The 19,256-nt window shown below is 46.2% G+C and carries 23 protein-coding genes; 5 read left to right on the top strand and 18 right to left on the bottom strand.

Going from position 1 to position 19,256, the window contains the following annotated elements:
- Nucleotides 1-291 carry a hypothetical protein gene (locus tag C7R94_RS19570; protein ID WP_106783849.1) on the top strand — a complete coding sequence of 97 codons (291 nt, stop codon included), beginning with the start codon at nucleotides 1-3 and terminating at the stop codon, nucleotides 289-291.
- Nucleotides 292-321: 30 nt separating this feature from the next.
- Here C7R94_RS19570 and C7R94_RS19565 read toward each other — a convergent pair whose 3' ends face one another.
- From C7R94_RS19565 to C7R94_RS19550, 4 genes are all read right to left on the bottom strand, one after another.
- A complete protein-coding gene (locus C7R94_RS19565) occupies nucleotides 322-942 on the bottom strand; it encodes a hypothetical protein (protein WP_106783846.1) in 621 nt (206 codons plus the stop codon).
- Between the two features lie 43 nt (nucleotides 943-985).
- Nucleotides 986-1,345, bottom strand: coding sequence for a hypothetical protein (locus tag C7R94_RS19560; protein ID WP_047074907.1), 360 nt, complete (start codon nucleotides 1,343-1,345; stop codon nucleotides 986-988).
- A gap of 392 nt (nucleotides 1,346-1,737) precedes the next feature.
- Complete coding sequence (locus C7R94_RS19555) at nucleotides 1,738-2,109, bottom strand: cupredoxin domain-containing protein (protein WP_047074906.1); 372 nt, start codon at nucleotides 2,107-2,109, stop codon at nucleotides 1,738-1,740.
- A 120-nt stretch (nucleotides 2,110-2,229) separates the two neighbouring features.
- Complete coding sequence (locus C7R94_RS19550) at nucleotides 2,230-3,024, bottom strand: metallophosphoesterase (protein ID WP_106783844.1); 795 nt, start codon at nucleotides 3,022-3,024, stop codon at nucleotides 2,230-2,232.
- Nucleotides 3,025-3,079: 55 nt separating this feature from the next.
- Between C7R94_RS19550 and C7R94_RS19545 the strand changes: the two genes are divergently transcribed.
- Entirely contained in the window at nucleotides 3,080-3,661 is a 582-nt protein-coding gene (locus C7R94_RS19545) for a hypothetical protein (protein WP_233220612.1), read from the top strand.
- A 27-nt stretch (nucleotides 3,662-3,688) separates the two neighbouring features.
- On the opposite strand, the gene C7R94_RS19540 is transcribed toward C7R94_RS19545, so the two are convergent.
- The 6 genes from C7R94_RS19540 to C7R94_RS19515 form a co-directional block, all read right to left on the bottom strand.
- Nucleotides 3,689-5,179 (bottom strand): DUF4153 domain-containing protein, encoded by a 1,491-nt coding sequence (locus C7R94_RS19540; protein WP_233220611.1) that lies wholly within the window; start codon nucleotides 5,177-5,179, stop codon nucleotides 3,689-3,691.
- A gap of 115 nt (nucleotides 5,180-5,294) precedes the next feature.
- Complete coding sequence (locus C7R94_RS19535) at nucleotides 5,295-6,212, bottom strand: hypothetical protein (protein ID WP_106783836.1); 918 nt, start codon at nucleotides 6,210-6,212, stop codon at nucleotides 5,295-5,297.
- Nucleotides 6,190-6,771, bottom strand: coding sequence for an RNA polymerase sigma factor (locus C7R94_RS19530; RefSeq protein ID WP_106783833.1), 582 nt, complete (start codon nucleotides 6,769-6,771; stop codon nucleotides 6,190-6,192). Before C7R94_RS19530 ends, C7R94_RS19535 begins: the two co-directional genes overlap by 23 nt.
- Nucleotides 6,772-6,868: 97 nt before the next feature.
- The gene (locus C7R94_RS19525) at nucleotides 6,869-8,110 is read right to left on the bottom strand and encodes a DUF5050 domain-containing protein (protein ID WP_158264695.1); all 1,242 of its coding nucleotides are present in this window, start codon (nucleotides 8,108-8,110) and stop codon (nucleotides 6,869-6,871) included.
- Between the two features lie 161 nt (nucleotides 8,111-8,271).
- Nucleotides 8,272-8,631: an iron-sulfur cluster insertion protein ErpA gene (gene erpA / locus C7R94_RS19520; protein WP_007716763.1), complete on the bottom strand. Its 360-nt coding sequence runs from the start codon at nucleotides 8,629-8,631 to the stop codon at nucleotides 8,272-8,274.
- A gap of 151 nt (nucleotides 8,632-8,782) precedes the next feature.
- Nucleotides 8,783-9,004, bottom strand: a complete 222-nt coding sequence (locus C7R94_RS19515; protein ID WP_056491752.1) for an aspartyl-phosphate phosphatase Spo0E family protein — start codon at nucleotides 9,002-9,004, stop codon at nucleotides 8,783-8,785.
- A 380-nt stretch (nucleotides 9,005-9,384) separates the two neighbouring features.
- Between C7R94_RS19515 and mqnE the strand changes: the two genes are divergently transcribed.
- Nucleotides 9,385-10,488: an aminofutalosine synthase MqnE gene (mqnE, locus tag C7R94_RS19505; protein WP_047072973.1), complete on the top strand. Its 1,104-nt coding sequence runs from the start codon at nucleotides 9,385-9,387 to the stop codon at nucleotides 10,486-10,488.
- Between the two features lie 104 nt (nucleotides 10,489-10,592).
- Here mqnE and C7R94_RS19500 read toward each other — a convergent pair whose 3' ends face one another.
- Entirely contained in the window at nucleotides 10,593-10,856 is a 264-nt protein-coding gene (locus tag C7R94_RS19500) for a DUF1450 domain-containing protein (RefSeq protein ID WP_047072975.1), read from the bottom strand.
- 173 nt (nucleotides 10,857-11,029) lie between these two features.
- On the opposite strand from C7R94_RS19500, the gene C7R94_RS19495 reads away from it, so the two are divergent.
- Both C7R94_RS19495 and C7R94_RS19490 read left to right on the top strand, forming a co-directional pair.
- On the top strand, nucleotides 11,030-12,097 hold the full coding sequence (locus C7R94_RS19495) for an NAD(P)/FAD-dependent oxidoreductase (RefSeq protein ID WP_047072977.1): 1,068 nt from the start codon (nucleotides 11,030-11,032) through the stop codon (nucleotides 12,095-12,097).
- Between the two features lie 110 nt (nucleotides 12,098-12,207).
- Nucleotides 12,208-13,068: an MBL fold metallo-hydrolase gene (locus C7R94_RS19490; RefSeq protein WP_106783826.1), complete on the top strand. Its 861-nt coding sequence runs from the start codon at nucleotides 12,208-12,210 to the stop codon at nucleotides 13,066-13,068.
- A 50-nt stretch (nucleotides 13,069-13,118) separates the two neighbouring features.
- Here the strand turns inward: C7R94_RS19490 and C7R94_RS19485 are convergent, their stop codons facing one another.
- The 7 genes from C7R94_RS19485 to C7R94_RS19455 form a co-directional block, all read right to left on the bottom strand.
- A complete protein-coding gene (locus C7R94_RS19485; protein WP_106783824.1) occupies nucleotides 13,119-13,877 on the bottom strand; it encodes a carbon-nitrogen hydrolase family protein in 759 nt (252 codons plus the stop codon).
- A 15-nt stretch (nucleotides 13,878-13,892) separates the two neighbouring features.
- A complete protein-coding gene (locus C7R94_RS19480) occupies nucleotides 13,893-14,798 on the bottom strand; it encodes an ATP-grasp domain-containing protein (protein WP_106783822.1) in 906 nt (301 codons plus the stop codon).
- A gap of 112 nt (nucleotides 14,799-14,910) precedes the next feature.
- On the bottom strand, nucleotides 14,911-15,252 hold the full coding sequence (locus C7R94_RS19475; protein ID WP_047072982.1) for a hypothetical protein: 342 nt from the start codon (nucleotides 15,250-15,252) through the stop codon (nucleotides 14,911-14,913).
- A gap of 146 nt (nucleotides 15,253-15,398) precedes the next feature.
- Complete coding sequence (locus tag C7R94_RS19470; protein WP_047072984.1) at nucleotides 15,399-16,292, bottom strand: hypothetical protein; 894 nt, start codon at nucleotides 16,290-16,292, stop codon at nucleotides 15,399-15,401.
- A gap of 115 nt (nucleotides 16,293-16,407) precedes the next feature.
- Nucleotides 16,408-17,619, bottom strand: coding sequence for a hypothetical protein (locus C7R94_RS19465; RefSeq protein ID WP_106783820.1), 1,212 nt, complete (start codon nucleotides 17,617-17,619; stop codon nucleotides 16,408-16,410).
- A gap of 137 nt (nucleotides 17,620-17,756) precedes the next feature.
- Complete coding sequence (locus tag C7R94_RS19460; RefSeq protein WP_047072988.1) at nucleotides 17,757-18,092, bottom strand: YuzD family protein; 336 nt, start codon at nucleotides 18,090-18,092, stop codon at nucleotides 17,757-17,759.
- Nucleotides 18,093-18,121: 29 nt separating this feature from the next.
- A complete protein-coding gene (locus C7R94_RS19455) occupies nucleotides 18,122-19,255 on the bottom strand; it encodes a bifunctional cystathionine gamma-lyase/homocysteine desulfhydrase (protein WP_047072990.1) in 1,134 nt (377 codons plus the stop codon).
- Nucleotide 19,256 lies beyond the last annotated feature (1 nt).

The following is a 19,256-nucleotide window of genomic DNA, read 5'->3' as shown; positions in this document are numbered from 1 at the left end:
TTGAATCATCTCTGCCCAGTTTGCAATGGCTTTACTGCCCTCCAACAAGCGTGTTCAACGTGCGGTCAAGCTCTGCAAGATGAAGGCCGTCTGTATGACTTTTATGGCGACTACAGTCCTTACCGGGAGATAGACGATTCCAAGATGGATAATGGTTACATGGATCGTACGCACCACCAGTGCATCCATACAGGCTGGTGTCCCTCCTGCCAAACCGAACAGATGGTCTTTCTGGATGAATGGACCCCTGCTATGCTTGTAACAAATATGGAAAAGGACGCGTACCAGTAAGTCGGTCACGTCCTTTTTTTGTTCGAAACGTTATTTTTTCTTCATGGCCAGCTTTTCCGCCATGCGAGAATTGTTTGCTTGCATTTGTTCCAACATTTGCTGGAGTGATTCCTTAATCTTGGCTGTATCACCAGATTCAATCGCAGAGTCAAGAGCTTCGTGTGTTTTCTTCATTTGCTCAATCCGAGCTTTTCGGACGTCACGCTCTTCTTTTGGCCCCATGTTTTTGTCTTTCCATTCCTTAAACTGCTTTTCCATCTGTTCGTTGGTGATTTCGCCCTTTTTCACTTGTTCATTCAGCTTGTTGATCAGTTGCTTGCGTTCTTCACGCTTCGCCTGCCACTTCGGATCGTCACTCAGCGCCTCGAACTCGCTCATTAACCGATCGCGTTCTTTAAACGCTGCCTGCCATTTCCCCACGCTATCCGGTGTGTATTTTTCGGCTAGCAAGAGCATGTACATTTTTTGATGAACGCCTCTGTTTGAGCTGTGGCGCACCTTCATGTGCTTCTCTCCATGCTCATCATGGCTGTGAGTCGGCTTGCTCAACTGGGCAACTGTTGCAGATACATCTTGGGCCAACGCGACACCTGGCATAACAAGCCCCATTACCAGCGCTGTTGTCATCATTCCATGCTTCCACATCTTCATGCTGTTCACTCCTTCTTCTTAGAAAACTTCTATGATTGACCCGTTAAAAAGGGCGCAACTCTTCTCTATCCAGCCCCAATAGTTTTACAAGGCCCATTTGCTCGAGATCACTTTTTGTTTTTTCGGTGCCATACTGATAAATAAGCTGGTAGATGGCTCGCAGGTTGTCATCGTATTCGTCGTTGTCCCGATCCGGCATGTCAGACCATAGCGTATGCCCATGCATCCACATCATGAAATCCCCATGGACACAGTTATTGAACAAATCTCGCATCATTTCCACTTGTACGTCGGTCGCTTCGATCTCAAAATCGTACGTGGCGGAGCCTTTTTCATCGCGAATTTCTGCCACGGTCGTTCCTGCTTGTAAGGTCACGTAGTAGTGTTTCTTATCCAGTGTCACTCATCTCCTTTTTGGGACGCATCACCGACTTGAAAACTTTTCCTCCTTACCATGTGCAAAAATCGCGAAAACATGTATATAACAAGCAAAAAGCCCTCCGTCATGGGGAGAGCTTTTCCTACGTGAATCTACTCCTGTATGTTACGATCGATCTTCTTTCCGCAAATTCTGCCCGGTGTTCTCTCCCGTTTTCGGAGGAGTGCTGCGTGAGCCGGCGGATGCTTCCGTTGGGCGCTTGTCTTTGTTGTTGTGCTTGGACATGTGGTTTCCTCCCTTACTCGATGAGTAGCTGCCCATGTAGTATGTCCCCACCTGTGAAATGAAAAAACACCTTGACCCGATATGCAGGCCAAAGTGCTTGTTTGTTGTTTTATGCCAATAAGAGAATCGAATTATTTCACGACTAATTTTGCTACCATTTTGGCATGATCTGGTCCACAGATCACGTTGCAAAAGATGGTGTACTCGCCTGCTGTATCGATTTTCATCGTCTTGCTGCCATCTTTTTGGAGATCTACATCCAGCCCTTGGATACCAATACCATGAAAGCCTTCTGTCGACTTGAAGTTGATCGTGAACTCTTCGCCAGCTTTTACTTCATAGGTTTCTTGATTGAATTTCCAGTTACTAGCTTCGATATTCACTTGTGTGCCAGTAGTTGCTGCAGGAGCCGTGCTAGCAGCTTCCTTGTCTCCGCCGCATGCTGTCATCAACATTGCAGACAATGCAACTGAAGAAATCAATAGACCCCACTTCTTGTTCACTTTTGACCCCTTCTTTCTTCTTTTTCTACACTTCCATCTTACTCGATGAAACCAATCCAAAATCTGGGATCATGTGAACGAACAGTGACGAATTGGGGAACGATTGTTGAACATGAGTGTTCATGATTGATTGACCGCGTATACCGTTATCTCTGGAAAGCAATTCAGCCGGATTGGCAGTCTCGAGGTACCAAGCCCGCGACTGATGCCAAATACACCAACGGATTGATCCTGTTTTTGCCCGACATGAAAATGCTTGTAGGCACCAACAGTCCGATTGAACAAGCGAACTTGTCCACCGTGGGTATGTCCGGTCAAGAGAAGGTCAGCTTTCAAACCCTCGTTGTGAATTAATGAGATTATATTGGGAGAGTGGGCCAAAAATATCGTCATGTTCGCCTGCTGGATCTCTTGTTCCGGACGTTGTTCATTGCCGTAAATCGAATTATCGAAGCCGTATATCCAAATACGACTGCCGTCCTTTTCTATCACGGTACTCTTGTTTTCCACCACCGTCATTACCTGCTGCCAGGCCTCTTTTTGGGAACGGTAGACAGCATCCGAATAGACCTTTTTGTGAAATCTTCCCGCTTCTCTCTCGTAATTGCCAGGAACGAAGAATATTCCATCCTTGCTCTTTACTTTCACTAGCTCATTCAACACACGCGTCAACTGCCCGCTGTGCTGTGTCAAATCTCCCGTCACCATCACCAAATCCGGATCGTGGACATTCACCAGTTTGTGAAGCTCTCCATTCCAAAACCGTATTCGTCCATGAGGATCGGAAAGATGAACCAATGTAAGTGGGGGAACAGAAGGAATCGTCAGCTTCACTGTCAATGTTTTGACATAAGTCGTATGGTAGGTGAAAAAAATTATTCCCACCAGAGTACATAAAATAATCGTTGTCATCATTCTCGGAACAATCCTCTCTTTCCTCCGTCTTATGGTTTAGAGGAGTGGATCAGTGATGATGTTCAGGAACATTCAAGGTATTCTTACCGTTTTCTCGTTCGTGCTTCTTTTCACCTTTTTCATCCAGCCTATTCCTGCGTCGGCCTGTTGTTGTGCCAGACCTCCTGACCCTTTAACAGCAAAGGATCAGTCTGCTGCTGTGTTTACAGGCAAGGTTCTCCAGGTAAATGAACGAACAGACTGGCTTCGTTGGCTTCCCTTTTGGGATAAACCAGAGCGAGGGGGCTTTGACATTATTTTCGAGGTGCAGTCCACGTGGAAAGGAGTGGATCAGACACAAGTTCAGATCGTCACCAGCGGTCTTGGAGGTGCATGCGGCATTCCTTTTCAACCAGGTCAAGAATACCTTGTCTATGCCTCTTATTGGGAGCTAAATGAGCTCGAAACCAATATCTGTACACGTACTGCCATGAAGTCAGATGCCGGAGAAGACTTGCTGGCGTTAGGTCCTGGTGCCATGCCTATCAGTTCCGCCAATCTAGTATGGAACGATTATGTCTTTACAGGCACCGTGGTCATCACCTCTGCGGGAATCTTTCTTTATCTCTTTTGGTTCCAAACAAAACGGAGACGATAGATCACCTCGTCTCCGTCCTCCCTATTTTCATGGAAGATAAGCTTTTGCCCGATACTCCGAGAGATTAAAGGACTGCCAGCTATTGTCCTCATACAAAATCTCTTTTCGCTCTTGCAGCATCTCCATAAATTTCTCTTCTATCTTTTTGTCCTGCACAAGCTCCATAACCACCGGTATGGCGTCATAAGACAGCTCGCTCAAATACTCGATGTCGATGTTTCCGGTCGCATGATAGCGCTGTACATTGTTTTTGGCAATGATGACGTCCATATTGATGTAATTCAGAATGACGTAGCTCACGAGTGTCAAAATCGCGTAATACTTGATCAAAGAGAATTTATCTCGCCAAATTTTCAAAAGAGCAATGATAAACAGCACGAACAAAAAGATCATGAAAACGTGAGCTAACAGCCGCGTATGCGTATACCCGTAAGCATCCTCGTACAGCGAAAGGCGAAAATAGGCGGACACGAGCATGAAACCCGTACAAATCGTCAGCATACTCAGCAGTACTTGAATAATCCGGTAGAGCATTGGTTTTGCCCGGGATGCGAAATGCATTGTGCATAGGAGGATCAAGAAATTAATAACGGTGACCGTCACCAGCTCATTGAAGCCATTTCTAGCATACTCGGCGTACGTCAATTCATCTGGTAAAACTCGCTTCGCCCCGCTGAACAAATACGATATCTGAATGTATGTAAACGCTGTGTACACAATATTGATGATCGCCAGAATCGTTACAAGGATAACTCCGTCCCAGACGATCTTTTTGTCATCTTCGGGCACAGGCAGTTCTACTACTTCCTCTCGTTTCCCGAAAAGAGAATACATGTAAGCAAATACAAGGATCGTAATGAGCCCGATTAGCATCATTCGAAAGATTGCTTCAAGTGAATCGACATCAATCACCCTTCGCGGGATTTGACCCAGAAAATGTCCAAACACACTATCCGCATTTGAGAGCAAGGAGAGTACAATCACCAGAAGAGGCAGCGAGATGCCGATTCCGATGAAAACCTTCTTCATTACGCCATACTTCTCCTGGTCCAACCTGTCCTTGATCCGTTCCTTTATCAGCCTAAATGGCAGGCGCGTATACTTCGGAGTGTAAAGAATCAATGTCTCTACTATCTCCATGAAAAAGCCTGCCTCGTACCATTTCGCTTGATGACGCTTGGTGATCAGGATCGTTTGGATCACGAATAAAAATGGAATCAGTACCAGGTTGAACAGATGAAAATGCGGATTGGAAAATAGAAAAAAGGTTAGCGCCAGCAGAAAAATCGGAAGCGTCCATATCCAGTCGAATACTTGCTTTCGAGAAAAGCGTAAATGAATGCGTTGCCTAGCCTGCCAAATAAAAAGGCCATACAAGCCGATTACGAACAACAGATAGGAGATGCCCAAGCCTTTCCCGTAAAACATCCAGTCAAACAGTATGCCGATCCCAAATGCCCCCAGCAAAAGCCACTGTAAGCCTTTTTGTTCTTGCGCAACATCAGCCAATCTCTTCACTCCCTACATTGACTTTTTGCCCGAAAAAATAACGTAAGAGCAGACTCCATAAAAGAGCTGCTCTTGTAAGTACGTGCAAAATTGGTTAAATGTTACAATTTTAACCTGAACTGTTTTACTTTAAATTCTCGGCAATCAACAGCAATTCTTTTTTCGTCAATGCTGGATTATTGGCACCCACTTCGATGAGTCTGTTTTTGTCCTCTTGATAAACCTTTACAAGTTTTTGTTCTGTTCCATCCAATAGCTTCTGGGCTACATACATTCCCTCATATTTCTGGACTTTCACTTTTTCTACAATTGCATCCTCTCCTGCTGCTTCTTCGATCCATTTCACACCTTCAAAGTTCGTGATGGCAATGTACACGTCCCCGTCCGTCCCTGCTCCTTCACTCCCTTTGTACAACGTAAAGACTCTATTTATTGTCGGCTTAGGAGATACTTTTCGCATGACGATTTGTTTTTTGTCCTTCTCCGCCTCCTTGTGCATTTCTGCGAATAATTCTGGTTGGCTATAATCAAATGGATACTCGACATGCCCTTTTAAGAATTTGTAGCCACCCGCTATCTCTGCTGGTACCTCATAAAAGCTGCCCACTTCTTTCTGCAACGGTGGTGTAGTCAAATGTTCAACAGGAATATATGTGAAGGAAACACGTTTTTTCGGATTGTCCGGTCCAGGTATATAAATAGCTGCCCCTTCCCCTGGCTTAAGCGAGTTTCGTGCGTCTTCAAAGGTTTTCATCGTTTCAGCGCTGCTTTTTTCTTGTGGAGTAGCAGTTTGCTGCACTTTCACTACCGCTTCCCCTTTTTCATTCTTCAATTCGTATACCTTCATGGCTGCATAAGCGGATGTTCCTCCAAACACAAGAATAGCCGCAACAAGTAATCCTAATCTTTTTTTCATCTGTTTTCCCTCCGATATATTTTTTCGTTCCTTAATTTTTTGAAGGACTTGATCCTTGACATCGAAATCATCGGCGGCTGCTAGTAACTGCTGTTTCCAATCATCAGGTTGCTGAGATCGAGTCATGTCTATCACCGCCTTCACTCACGAGCATGTAAGATTTACATTTTTTCAATGCACGCTCATACTGTTTTCGCAGCGTAGCTGGCTTTCTATCAAACAACATAGCCAGCTCGTCGTAGCTGCGTTCTTCCACCACACGCAAGATCAGGAGATTCCGCTCCTTTACGGATAGCTTTGATATCGCTACATGAAGAGGGTTGTTCAAGTACTCGGTATCTTCTATCTTCTTTTCACCTTCATGGCGACTGACCGTCTGAATCCCCGCACGCAAAAAAGTGACTACGCGATTCAGCTTCGCCCTGTTTAACAAGTTCAGGCAATGATGATACGCGATCTTATACATCCATGCCGAAAAAGAAACGTTGTGTCGATAGCTGTCCAGCTGCTCGAATGCCTTCAAGAAAACCTCCTGGACAGCATCCTCCGCTTCCTGTCGGTGTCCCAGCATGTGATAGCAATACACGAACAACGGCTTTTGCATCGCATCGATGATCAAACCAAATTGGTCGATATCCCCGGCTCTGACCTCCTTTAGCACTTGCTCCATTTCGTTATGATCCAAGCCCTCTCACCTCCGATTCGCACGTATAACAAACAAAGGCGTCATTTTGTGACAGGTTGCCGCAAAAAAATCCATACCGAAGTATGGATTCCTTGTGTTATTTCCACTGAACCTTGTAAAGCTCATTGTTCGTTTTGGCATAGAGAATGTAATGTGCGGGTACGTTTATCTCTACAATCGCATCGTTCTCCAAGTCTATGATTTTCTCTGTTTTATCTGAAGCGAGCTGTGTCCGATACAAAGCTTTGTCGCTGTCCAGATAGAAAATGTTGTTACCAACGACATCAACGATCTTGCCCTTGATTTGCTCGCCATCTTGCAAGTGCTTACCCTCTTTGGAAATCAGCACATGCCGAGAGCTGCTATCCACGTAGGCAATCCCGTCCGTATAAACCACAAAGCTGCCGCCCTTCTCAACATCTATTTTCGTGTCATCTTTGGTAAGCTTCGTTTTTTCGGTCCCATCCAGCTTCATTTTATAGAGTCCTTGATCACGGGTGTCATGGAAGTAATACCAGCCATTTGAAACCGTTGCATAGTCTACATTTTCAAGAACTTCCTCTTTTTTGTCCGAATTGGTTTTCGCTTTATACAGCATCGCTCGGTTGTCGTCAGTATAAGCCGTAAAGTACATATCACTTCCATCCATGACAAAGGACGTAATCTTTTCACCTGCAAATTTCACAGCTTCTGGCGTGCTGCTACCTTGCTTTACCTTGTAAAGAGAGCTTTGTTGCAGCCCTTTTTCCCCTGCTGAATCGTTGACCTGCAAGTAATAAATCTCTTGATTTCCACGATAGATTTTACCGGTCACCTGCTTGGCTTGAGTCACTTTCATCGGACTCTCGTTGACCAATTTATCCTTGTAGATCGTACCTTTCAGCTTGTTGTCTGCATCTGCGACAAAGAAGTATTTCCATTCATCTCCTACCCGAATGATGCCAGACGCAGCACCCGTTGTCTCTTGCTTTTCCTCACCCTTCATGGTTAGTGTGAGTTTAATTTCATATTTTCCTTTTTCCGAGGGAGTAAAGGTTCCCGTTACCTCGTACGTCTCTTTTCCTTCTGTGACCTTCACATCTTCCATCACGAGATCCTCATCGGGACCAGTGAAGTGAAATTCCGCATCTCCTTTTAGCTTCCCTTTTTTCGCAATCGTTGCTGTTACCGTGACTTTCTCCTCCACATTCACATCGAGCTGTGGAAACAGCGTCAAATTGCCTGCCACATATCCTTTTGACTTCACCTGTGGTGCCGCATCAATCGTAGCTGGAATGGCAGTACACAAAAGGATGGCCGAAAATACGCAAGCAGTAAGCCGTTTGAATTTCTTCACCATAACAATCCTGCCTCTCATCTATTTATTTCACTTCCAATTATTCCTAACTATAAAATCCAGTCCTTATTTTGTAAATTTTTTTCTTTTCGCACAACAAAATACCCCTTCAACTCGTGCGCAATCATTCACACAAGTCGAAGGGGTTCCTGTCTCATTTATTCTTAGTCGTCACATTTCTCCGCTTTTCCTTCAGCCAACGCTGTTTTGAACGAAGATCCGCACCCACAAGAAGCGACTGCATTCGGATTCTCGATGGAGAAGCCTCCACCCATCATCGATTCCTTGAAATCGATCTCTGTACCTTTAATGTATGGATAGCTGTCCTTATCGACAACAATTTTTACACCGTTTTGCTCGAAGGTCTCGTCGCCTTCCTTCATCTCTTCGTCCCAGCCCATCCCGTAGGTAAAGCCGCTGCAACCACCTGTTCTGACACCTACCCGCAAAAACACATCGGGCTTGCCTTCTGCCGCCAGCATTTCTTTTACTTTCAGACTGGCGCGCTCTGTCAATGTAATCATGCTTCTTTCCCTCCTTCACAGGCTCATCATTCCTGCACTTGTTACAACCAGTATATTCAGTTTACTAAGAAACGCTTCTTCCCACAAGGTTCCCCTGCACTTTACGCGCTCATTCTCTCTTTTTAAAATAAAAAAGAAGGGTTTCCCCTTCCTATGCAAAATGTGCATTGTTTTCCATTAAATAAAATCTATACGCTTTCTTCCGGTTCTCTGCCTTAGACAGACTATGATCGATCTGGTTCAGTTCGTTGTGTAGTTGATCAATTTGTATACTGTATTCTAGGACATCTGGATGATCTAACCCAAACTCTAACCCCATATTTACCATACGCTGTCGAAGGAGTTCGATTTTCTCGAGCAAAACGTCCCGCATTTGAAGCTCCTCCTAATAATAGATCAGGCTTTCTTACTATATTTTACAAGAATAGCTAGAATTTCGCAAACGGAAAATTCCTACTTTCCCCAATTAATGCCGATATTTGTTAGTTTTTTACAATATTTCGCACTTAGAAATATCGGCTTTTCATCACCATTAGAAGGAAAATCTGGCGAAGAGGAACCGAGTGTAGAGTTGGAGAACTTATGATATTGTTCGTACTTACCAAGAGGTTTATAATATAGGTGCTCTTGTTGCCCGAGATTTACTCTATTCCTAAGAGCCTTTCCACTCCCATGGAACGAATATCGATTGGGTACGACTGGATTAAAGCTCTTTCATCTAAGAACCATTGACTTTGAAAGGAAGTGTTTGGAATGGCGCTTGAAACGATTGCCATACAGGACAAATCTCTCGCCGGAATCGCTGAAAAAGTTATGCATGGCGAAAGACTTACCTTGGAAGACGGTGTCACCCTTTTTAATTCCAACGATCTTTTGACGATTGGACAATTGGCTAACGTTGTTAACTATCGCAAGAATCAGGATAACGTTTACTTTTTGCAAAATCTGTACATCAACCCAACCAACGTGTGTGAAGCTCATTGCAAATTCTGTGGCTTCCGCCGCGATGAAGGGGATGAGGGTGCCTACACGATGAGCATGGAAGAGCTGCTTCATTATGTAGAAACGCGCTTCCATCCGGGTATCCGTGAATTCCATATCGTTGGCGGACATAACCAGCACAAGCCATTTGAATACTACCTCGACACCCTTCGTACCTTGAGAAAGGCGTACCCGGATGTGACGATTAAATCGTATACAGGTGCAGAGATCGAGTTCTTCTCCCGTATCTCCGGTCTATCCATCCGCGAGGTTTTGCAAGAGCTGATGAAGGCTGGTCTTCAAAGCCTTACTGGCGGTGGCGCTGAGATTTTGACTGAGCGCTATCGCATGAAAATGAGCCCGGAAAAAGCAAGTACAGACATGTACCTGCAAGTACACCGCACTGCTCATGAGTTGGGCTTGAAAACACATACCACTATGCTGTACGGCTCCATCGAGACATTGGAAGAGCGTGTAATCCACATGCTCCGCCTGCGCGAGCTGCAAGATGACACAAACGGCTTCATGGTGTTCATTCCATTGGCAGTTCAACCGATCAAAGCAACAGCTGGCATCAAACGCCGCAACTCTGCCATTGATGATTTGAAAACAATGGCGATCAGCCGTCTGATGCTCGATAACTTCCAGCATATCAAAGCATACTTCATCAACATCGGTACCCAGCTCACACAGCTTTCTTTGCAAATGGGAATTTCCGATGCTCATGGAACCTTGATCGAGGAGCGCATCAGCCACTCAGCCGGTGCACTTACCCAGCAAGCTCTGACTGTAGATGAGTTGGTTTGGTTGATCAAAGGCGCTGGAAAACGCGCGCTGGAACGCGATACCTTCTACAACGTGATCAAAGAACATTAATCCATAAAAAAGCTGATGCTCCAAATCACTTGGGCATCAGCTTTACTATTTTGATACGTGCACGGTTGATCATGCTCCCCAATGAACATCCTAAGAGAACAATCTTACAGAGGAAAGTCTGCATCCAGCAGCTCTTCTTCCTCCCGTAATTTATTCTTGATTTTCACCAGTAATTCATCCGCTGTTGGAGCTTGTACCAATGTGCCGTTTACAAGCGCGAATGGCTCCATGTAGCATTCACCGCAATACCCCAGACAGCCGTACTCGAGTACGTCCACATCCAGATCAGGATCATTTTCCAATGCATCCACGACGGATTGCGTATAGGAGGAAACATTGCTCGCGCAAAATTCGACTAGTGGTTTCATCTATTGTCACCTACCGATTATTTCGACATCATCACGTACTTTATTGTACCTCGACTTTGATAAAAATCCAGCGGAGAAAACGGGAAAAAGATTCTGCTTGCATTTTTAGTGAAAGAGACTAAAAATAGAGTGGGTGCTGTAAAAAACGGACAGAAGAAAGGACTAGACCTTCTATGAAACGACTTGTGATCCTTGGAGGAGGATACGGGGGTCTTCGTATTATTGAGCGAGTCCTGTCCCCTGATTTACCAGATGACGTATTTATAACCCTCGTAGACCGTATGCCGTTTCATGGCTTGAAAACAGAGTATTACGCTCTGGCGGCAGGTACTACACCGGAATCTCACCTGCGTGTTACTTTTCCAAACGATCCACGCCTGACCGTCAAATACGGTGAAATTGCTGGCGTGGAATTGGACGAGCAGGTCGTCAATTTTGCTAACGGGGACACCCTCTCCTACGATTGGCTTGTAATCGGATTGGGTTGTGAGGATCGTTACCATGATATCCCTGGTGCTGATCAATTTACGTGTTCGATCCAAACCATGGGAGCTACTCGCAACACATACATGGCAATCAATAATGTGAACCCATACGGCACGGTTAGCGTTGTGGGCGGTGGTCTTTCCGGAGTGGAAATGGCTGCTGAACTGCGCGAGAGCCGTCCCGACCTGAATGTACGCATCATCGACCGCGGTCAAAGCATTTTGAGCCCATTCCCGAAAAAGCTTCAGGAATATGCTTCTCAATGGTTCATTGAGCACGATGTACAGCTTGTTTCCATGGCCAATGTCACTGGCATCGAGCAAGGGATCGTGTACAACCACAACCAGCCTGTTGAAAGTGATGTTATCGTATGGACAGCAGGTATTCAAGCTAACAAAATCGTGCGCTCTCTACCGATCGAAACAGACAACATCGGACGCGCCAAACTAAATCAGTATCATCAAATCCCATCCCATACGAACGTGTATGTGGTAGGTGACTGTGCAAGCACCATCATCGCGCCGAGCGCACAAACAGCTGAGATCCAAGGCGATCAAATTGCCTTGATGTTGAAAAAAGACATTAAAGGTGAGGAGTATCCAGCTTCGTTGCCTGCTCTCAAGCACAAGGGCTTCCTCGGTTCCCTCGGCAAAAAGGAAGGCTTTGCCAGCATGGGAAAAATGTCTCTGGTCGGTCAGATGGCTCGTGTCATCAAGAGCGGTCAGCTATGGATGTACAAAAAGCATATGGGATAGTGCACAAGCCTGTTGGCCGGATGGTCTAACAGGTTTTCTTTTTTATATAATCTCCAAGCTGAATCGGCATAATATCGTAGACCGGAATAACCAGCTTGGAGGTTTTTTCAATGGAACCAAACACATATGAGGATATGAAAGATACGCTGGCTGATAACTACATGCCGATGACTTCCTTTCGAAGCGGAGTCGAAGAGACAGTCAGACCAGATGTAGAATGCTACACCATTCAAATTGTGAACATCGCGCTGGTCGGTGATTCAAAATCATGGGTTCTGGTAGATGCGGGGATGCCACAATCGGCGGAACAAATCATCGAAATTGCCCGGGAACGCTTTGGTGAGGAAGCCAAGCCAAGAGCCATCCTGCTCACTCACGGCCATTTCGATCATGTCGGGGCAGTCATTGAGCTCGTAAAAGCGTGGCGGGTTCCCGTCTATGCCCATCCTCTAGAAATCCCTTATTTGACAGGCCAAAAATACTATCCGGAGCCAGATGGAACTGTTGAGGGCGGGCTGCTTGCGAAGCTGTCGCCGTTGTTTCCAAATGAGCCAATCGATTTGGGCAGCCATGTTCATCCTTTGCCCGAAGACGGGAGTGTTCCCGGAATGCCTGGATGGCGCTGGATACATACACCTGGACATTCGCCCGGGCACATTTCCTTCTTTCGTGATGAAGACAAAACTCTCCTCGCAGGAGACGCTTTTGTTACGGTAAAGCAGGACTCGCTGTACCAAGTCGTGACCCAGCAAAAGCAATTAACCGGTCCTCCTGTTTATTTGACAACCGATTGGCAGGCAGCATGGCAATCCGTCGAAAAGCTTGCCAATCTCGCCCCTGCGTATGCAATCACTGGTCACGGTCCACCCATGTATGGCGAGGAATTGGCCGATGGATTGGTCCAATTGGCTGCGGAGTTTGATCGGGTAGCTGTCCCCAAGTATGGACGATATGTGGATATGGAGATGTAGACTGGCACAAAAGCTGACGTCGGGATCGTATGGACGTCAGCTTTTCATTCCTATTCAACCAACTCAGGCTGGAATCGCTGGGCCAATAATCGCGTTGCTTTCGCAGGATCAATTTCGTATACAAGCAGTTCCTCGCTCCCTGAAGCCGCCACACACAGTCGTTCCCCAGTAGGTGAGATCAGCGTCGTCGTCACTTGTTGATTCAGAATCGCGTAGTTCACACTGGCGAAGTAGATGTTGTTTTCCAAGCTTCGGCAAACCATTGCCCCGTTGTAAAAATCGGGATTGCTGACTTCTCCTGTAAACATCGGATGGAAAACGATGCTCGCCCCACGGCGTGCCGCCCACCGTACCGTCTCTGGATATCGCCATCCTTCATGGCAAATGACAATGCCAAACGCCACATCCTCTATCGTAAACAATTGGCGCCCTTCGCCCGGGACATAGTCAAACTGATCCTCATCTGGATCGATCTGATTTTTGATTTGCAGCCCAAGATCTTCTCCCTGTTTCCCCACCACAAAGGCGACTAGATGGTAGCCGCGCTCATCCTTCCATTCCATCGGTAAAATGACGGCGAGCTGGCGTTCCTGCGCCAGAGTACGGATCTCTTCCAAAGCTCTCTGTTGTACCTCATGATCGTATGCCTCCACCTCATAGCCTACACCGCGCAGCCCCGGAATCACCGATTCAGGAAAGCAAATCAAATCGCAATGGTTTTGTGCAGCGTTGATCATCTGCTGCTTGATGATCGCGAGCCCCTCCGCCGCTGATTGGGGGAACCTCGTCTGAGCCAAGCCTATTTTCATGGGGAATCCCTCTTTCTATGGAAGATTTCTTTTTAACCTCGTGAAAAATTCAAATCTATCAGCCTGTTCAGGCAGAGCAGACACCTGTGCATCCCCTAGCTCGAGGATGGTCCACGAGCCATTTTCCAGCTTGGCGATGTCCATAGTAAAAAAGCGGCTCTTGATTTTTTTCGCTACCTCTAAAAATGGCTGGAGGTCTGGCGGCGTATCGTCATATTGTCCTTCCTCCCAGTAATTTTCCATGTACATGGGTTCGCCATCCAAAAAGAAAACGCGATATTCCTGGGATAATGGCATGTTGCTCTGAGAGTGATGGGTCAAAAATTGAAGCTTCACAAATTCTCGAAAGACGACTCCCTCATTCAACTCATCCTGTTGCAGCTCCAAAAATCGGCTGGTCACTTGCTGTACCTTTTCTTTATCGGAAGCATCGGGAATATAGCAAGCCTCATTCCAATCATGCTTTCGAGATTTCACATAATCTTTGATCATGATCGGAGCCTGTCCAAATCTATTTACGATCCGATGCACGTTTTCAAATGACGCGTCTATCTCTTCTTTGTGCAGCCAGACCGACAGCGGGGTGAAATCTTTGATGACCTCATAAGATTCAGGCAGGTAATGGCAATGCACGTACTTTTCGGGTGAATTGATTAACTCTATATTTTTGGCTAACAGGGCGTCGTACAATTTTTGGTACAGGAACGGTTTTAGCATCCATCCCCTGTAGATAGCCATTACTTTTTCAGGAGAGGGTTGGATTTGTTTCACAGCAGCTAATGGGTTGTCCTGGTATATCAGTTGTTCCAAGCTGATCAGCTGAATGTCCAAGCCGAGTTGTTTTGCGCACGTATACTCATATTCGTAGGTTTCATCGACTTTGTTTTCTTGAAATGGCTGACTGCAAAATAAGACTTTCATCTGCACCATCCTCCTCTCAGAAATTGGCAATATCCTCCCATTATACAAGATATTTCTTTACACGTAAAAAAACCGTCAAGACGAATCCTGACGGTTCCCTCATTTTGCTGGTTTATCGCTTTTGAACACGTAAAACAGGTACTTTTTTCGGTTCAAAGGTGTCTGCCAGTACCTTCTCTTGAATGACATTCAGCTTCAGCAAACTCGAAATTTTTCCGGTATCGGCCTTCGACATGAGGCGCCAAAGCGAAGGATCTGGCAAGGCATTGTAAAGGCGATCATCGTTGTATTCTCGCCGCTCCTGATAGGAGATCACTAGCTTGTATTCGCCTTCTTCTGCGCTGCCTGCTTCGCTGTAAGCTTCGATCAGTTTACTCCGCAGCTCGTTTAACTCTTCCTCTACCTGCTTCTGAATTTCCTTCAACTCGTAGTAGCGAGCAATCGGTTGGTCCATCCGCTCTTCCTCCTTTGGTTACCCCTGTACCCAAAATCCATATGAGAAAAAGTCGGTTGATAGAACCAGTCGCTGGCAACGAAAAACAGCCTCCTTTTTTCATTTCCGTCATGAAAAAGGAGGCTGCTGATCAAGCTCTACCATTATTACTTTTCAATCATCGTGTTGATCGCTTCACCCGGGTGTTTTTTCAAGAAAGTAGAATACTCCACTTCCCATGGATTCCATTTGCCGTCACCTTGGTAGCCCCATACGGAGTTGATGCGGGAAACGGTATCTGTGTTGTTCATTCCTACAAGTCGTTGCTCCCCGACCAGCTCAAATGTGCCGTTCGCATCCATATCGACTGGAGTCAAAGAACCGAATGGATAGGAGAATACAGAAACAGCATCTTCTGTTGGCTGTACTTTGCCCGCTTTGTCATACAGCTTGGCAGCTACGTATACATCCTGGTTCGCACTTACGTCAAGCGTCAGCGGCTTATCCAAGTGGGAGCCTTTGCCCTCTACTTTAAAGCCATCCACGAATTTCCCCTCGTAACGGATTCCTTCGTTTTCTTTTTCACCAAAAATCACGGCTGGTTTGTTGTTTTCAAAAGTAGCGATTACGTGGCTGTAAACACCGCCGCTTCCGCCAGTCGCTGTTTTCACGAAGGCATCCGCAACATGATCACCCGTGAAGTCTACGAGGGTCAGCTCGCCTTCATAGCCTCCCAGCTCTTTGATATCGGTTTGGCTATAAGCGCCGGATTTTCCGTCTTTCACTACGATGTTCATATTGGAAGAATAGATGTCATCCGCTTTTTCTTTTTCACCAATCAGGTATACGACGTCATCCTTCTTATCGCCATTCACGTCAGCCGTTTTTTGATCGATCACATAGGTGTTTTTCGCAAGCTTCAACTCAGCTGCGGCAGAAAACTGCTTTCCTTTTTCAGAATCTGCATGAGCTATTTGTGTATTCATTGCAGAAAATCCAGCTACGCCTACAACTCCTGCAAGCAGCAAATATGTAACAGGCTTCATCCATTTTTTATTCATCGTTATGGCCTCCACTAAATGTTAGGTTATTGGTTACATTTACTACTATAGGACGAAGCCTGCTCTATTTCGTTACAGAATGTTTACGAATGATATACAAAAAGTAAACAGCACGTTACTTGATGTTATCCAGCACACTTTTGATTATGGCTGGCGAGTCCTGACGGATGTTCAGATTGTAATGCTGTCTGACCGCATGATAGACGGCATCTACGTTTTTGCCGCTTTTATTTTTGCGATAGGCAGCCACTTGCTTGGCAAACTTCGGATGATGGATGAGATCACGGCTCCAGTCCCATACGCGGGGCTTCATCGCATCCTTTCGTGCTTGGTCGAGCAACTGCGGGAATCGCGGGATCATCCATTCACGGATGCTTCTCGCTGCATTTTTGTATTCGGCTGTTCCATGAAGTGCGTAGTTTCGATAACTCAAATAAGGCTCTCCATTCAACTGGATGAACTGTGCCGCGTAGTCGGACAGCATGCTTTCATTCAGCTCCACTTGATAATACTCCCATCCCCTGTCCGTCTTTTTCCCCGGCATAATAAGCGTGATAAAATAAAACAGGTCACCATACGTACCAGAATCCACGTATGGTTCCGGACCAGGGTTCATACTAAGTAGTGTGTGCGGATCAAGGTTCATAGTAAGTAGTGTCTGCGGATCAATATACTTTTCTTTGTCTACTACAAAACCAGGCACCCCTACCTCAACAGCCCAGCGAACGGCAACATTTTCTGAATCCTTCAGGTCAATTCCACCGTGATAGGGTCGGGTCTTCCCAAACATGCGATAAAGCACTGTAGCTACGAATTCCTTTGTCGCTAATCCATCGTCAATCTCGTTTGGCATGACGTATCCAGCCTGAACGAGTGGCTGCAAACGAGCGTTCATTTCGATTTGCGCACGGGCTTCCCGTAATTTTACCCGCTCATCCGAAAAACCCTTTACATTGTCGATCTGGCGGTCCATGTCTTCCATATTGACGTCTGTGGGATATGCTGGAGAGAGTATTCCGATAAAGTGATAGACATTCCATAGAAAGCCTTTTTTAGAGGTTTGAAATTCATCGATATTAACGTGCATGTCATTTATATAGTCAGTAGAAGAATAAGGACGTAGTCCAAAAGGTATCGGTTGTGGATTCGTAATCGATATTTCCTGTTCTTTCGAAAACAAGTACTTTTCTGGATTCGGCGGAATCTCGTATGTAATCATGTAATCAGATTCTGCTTCTGCGATATTTTGAGTGGAAGTAGGAGCCAGTATCCCCGCAAAACACAGCGTACAAATTAGCACACCACTCAGTATTGTTTTTCCATCCATACCAAAAAACACCCTTCGCTATCAATATTGTTAGATAGACGTAAAAATGAGCTGTTCGGTTTCGCACAGATTGAAAAAAAGCGACCAGGCTCATGCATCTGGTCGCTTTAAAAAATGATTGTAGTTCCCTCTATGGTTTATTCGGCATCTGCTGTCGAAGCAATCGGCTGCACGCCCATGCTCTCCAGCTTTTCATAGATATCCTTTAATTTCGGATTTCCCTCACCGACAATTTCCCCGGAAATTACGACAAGCGGATACCATAAATCTTCCTCGATAATGCGATTCGCCCAGCTTTTGTCATCGTCTGTCTGCGGCTGTTGAAAGTCGCTATAAACGATGCGGATGCTGTCACTCCCATACTTGCGAGAGAGTGCCGCCTCCAGCCACTCGGCTGTTTCCTTTGCAGATGGCAAATTGACGCAGCTTGCGCACAATTGCTCTGTCCCAAAAACCTTGATATCGACAGTCACTATATCCGCCCTCCCCCGGGTCAGCTAGCTTAGGACAATGCTTGGTCCAGGTCCTCGATCAAGTCCTGAACATCTTCAATACCAACAGAGATGCGTACCAAGCCATCCGTAATACCGAGCTCAGCACGGCGCTCTGCCGGGATAGAAGCATGTGTCATACGTGCAGGTACGCTGATCAAGCTCTCCACTGCACCCAGCGATTCTGCCAGCGTGTAGTATTTTACCTTTGCCAACACTTCGTCAGCACGCTCTGCGCTGCCTACGTCGAAGGAAATCATGCCACCGAAGCCACGCGCTTGCTTTTTGATCAGCTCATGACCGGAATGGCTGGACAGACCAGGATAAATGACGCGTTTGATGTCGCTGCGCTCAGACAGCCATTTTGCCAGTGTACGAGCATTATGCTCATGCTCTTCCATCCGAATTCCCAGCGTCTTCATACCGCGCAGCAAAAGCCAAGAATCCTGTGGTCCAAGCACACCGCCAATTGCATTTTGCACAAAATGGAGGTCTTCGCCCACTTGCGCATCTTTTGCTACAACCAGACCTGCTACCACGTCGCTGTGTCCGCCCAAATATTTCGTTGCGCTGTGGAACACGATGTCAGCACCGAGATCCAGCGGATTTTGCCAGTATGGTGTCATGAACGTATTGTCTACGACGAGCAGTACGCCTTTTGCTTTCGCGATGCCTGCCAATGCGCTGATGTCGCTTACTTTCAGCAGCGGGTTCGTCGGTGTTTCCATAATGATTGCTTTGGTTTCCGGGCGAATTGCTGCCTCTACTGCTGCCAGATCACTCGTATCTACATAGGTTGCTTCCAGACCCATACGGGAGAATACACGCGTAACGACGCGGTAAGTACCACCGTATACATCGTCACCTACCACGAGATGGTCACCTTTGTTGAACATGGAGAGGATGGTAGAGAGTGCCGCCATACCAGAACCAAATGCAAAGCCGCGTGCGCCGCCTTCGATTTCTGCGATGTATGTTTCCAATGCGTGACGGGTCGGGTTCCCGGTACGGGAGTATTCAAAGCCCTTGTGAACGCCAATGGCTTCCTGTTTATAAGTACTTACCTGGTAAATTGGAACGGATACGGCTCCTGTATGTGGATCTCCATCGATTCCGCCATGGATCAGACGAGTTTTGATACGCATC

It is taken from the genome of Brevibacillus sp. NRRL NRS-603 (genome assembly GCF_003013445.1).
Classification (GTDB): domain Bacteria; phylum Bacillota; class Bacilli; order Brevibacillales; family Brevibacillaceae; genus Brevibacillus; species Brevibacillus formosus.
Note: the sequence above shows the minus strand (reverse complement) of the source record. Positions and strands in the feature narration are given on the sequence as shown.

Excerpts from the sequence above, each read along its gene's own strand:
- C7R94_RS19565 (WP_106783846.1), bottom strand. The coding sequence starts at position 942 with ATGAAGATGTGGAAGCATGGAATGATGACAACAGCGCTGGTAATGGGG.
- C7R94_RS19550 (WP_106783844.1), bottom strand. The coding sequence starts at position 3,024 with ATGATGACAACGATTATTTTATGTACTCTGGTGGGAATAATTTTTTTC.
- C7R94_RS19545 (WP_233220612.1), top strand. The coding sequence starts at position 3,080 with ATGATGTTCAGGAACATTCAAGGTATTCTTACCGTTTTCTCGTTCGTG.
- C7R94_RS19535 (WP_106783836.1), bottom strand. The coding sequence starts at position 6,212 with ATGACTCGATCTCAGCAACCTGATGATTGGAAACAGCAGTTACTAGCA.
- C7R94_RS19525 (WP_158264695.1), bottom strand. The coding sequence starts at position 8,110 with ATGGTGAAGAAATTCAAACGGCTTACTGCTTGCGTATTTTCGGCCATC.
- erpA (WP_007716763.1), bottom strand. The coding sequence starts at position 8,631 with ATGATTACATTGACAGAGCGCGCCAGTCTGAAAGTAAAAGAAATGCTG.
- C7R94_RS19515 (WP_056491752.1), bottom strand. The coding sequence starts at position 9,004 with ATGCGGGACGTTTTGCTCGAGAAAATCGAACTCCTTCGACAGCGTATG.
- mqnE (WP_047072973.1), top strand. The coding sequence starts at position 9,385 with ATGGCGCTTGAAACGATTGCCATACAGGACAAATCTCTCGCCGGAATC.
- C7R94_RS19500 (WP_047072975.1), bottom strand. The coding sequence starts at position 10,856 with ATGAAACCACTAGTCGAATTTTGCGCGAGCAATGTTTCCTCCTATACG.
- C7R94_RS19495 (WP_047072977.1), top strand. The coding sequence starts at position 11,030 with ATGAAACGACTTGTGATCCTTGGAGGAGGATACGGGGGTCTTCGTATT.
- C7R94_RS19490 (WP_106783826.1), top strand. The coding sequence starts at position 12,208 with ATGGAACCAAACACATATGAGGATATGAAAGATACGCTGGCTGATAAC.
- C7R94_RS19485 (WP_106783824.1), bottom strand. The coding sequence starts at position 13,877 with ATGAAAATAGGCTTGGCTCAGACGAGGTTCCCCCAATCAGCGGCGGAG.
- C7R94_RS19480 (WP_106783822.1), bottom strand. The coding sequence starts at position 14,798 with ATGAAAGTCTTATTTTGCAGTCAGCCATTTCAAGAAAACAAAGTCGAT.
- C7R94_RS19475 (WP_047072982.1), bottom strand. The coding sequence starts at position 15,252 with ATGGACCAACCGATTGCTCGCTACTACGAGTTGAAGGAAATTCAGAAG.
- C7R94_RS19470 (WP_047072984.1), bottom strand. The coding sequence starts at position 16,292 with ATGAATAAAAAATGGATGAAGCCTGTTACATATTTGCTGCTTGCAGGA.
- C7R94_RS19465 (WP_106783820.1), bottom strand. The coding sequence starts at position 17,619 with ATGGATGGAAAAACAATACTGAGTGGTGTGCTAATTTGTACGCTGTGT.
- C7R94_RS19455 (WP_047072990.1), bottom strand. The coding sequence starts at position 19,255 with ATGCGTATCAAAACTCGTCTGATCCATGGCGGAATCGATGGAGATCCA.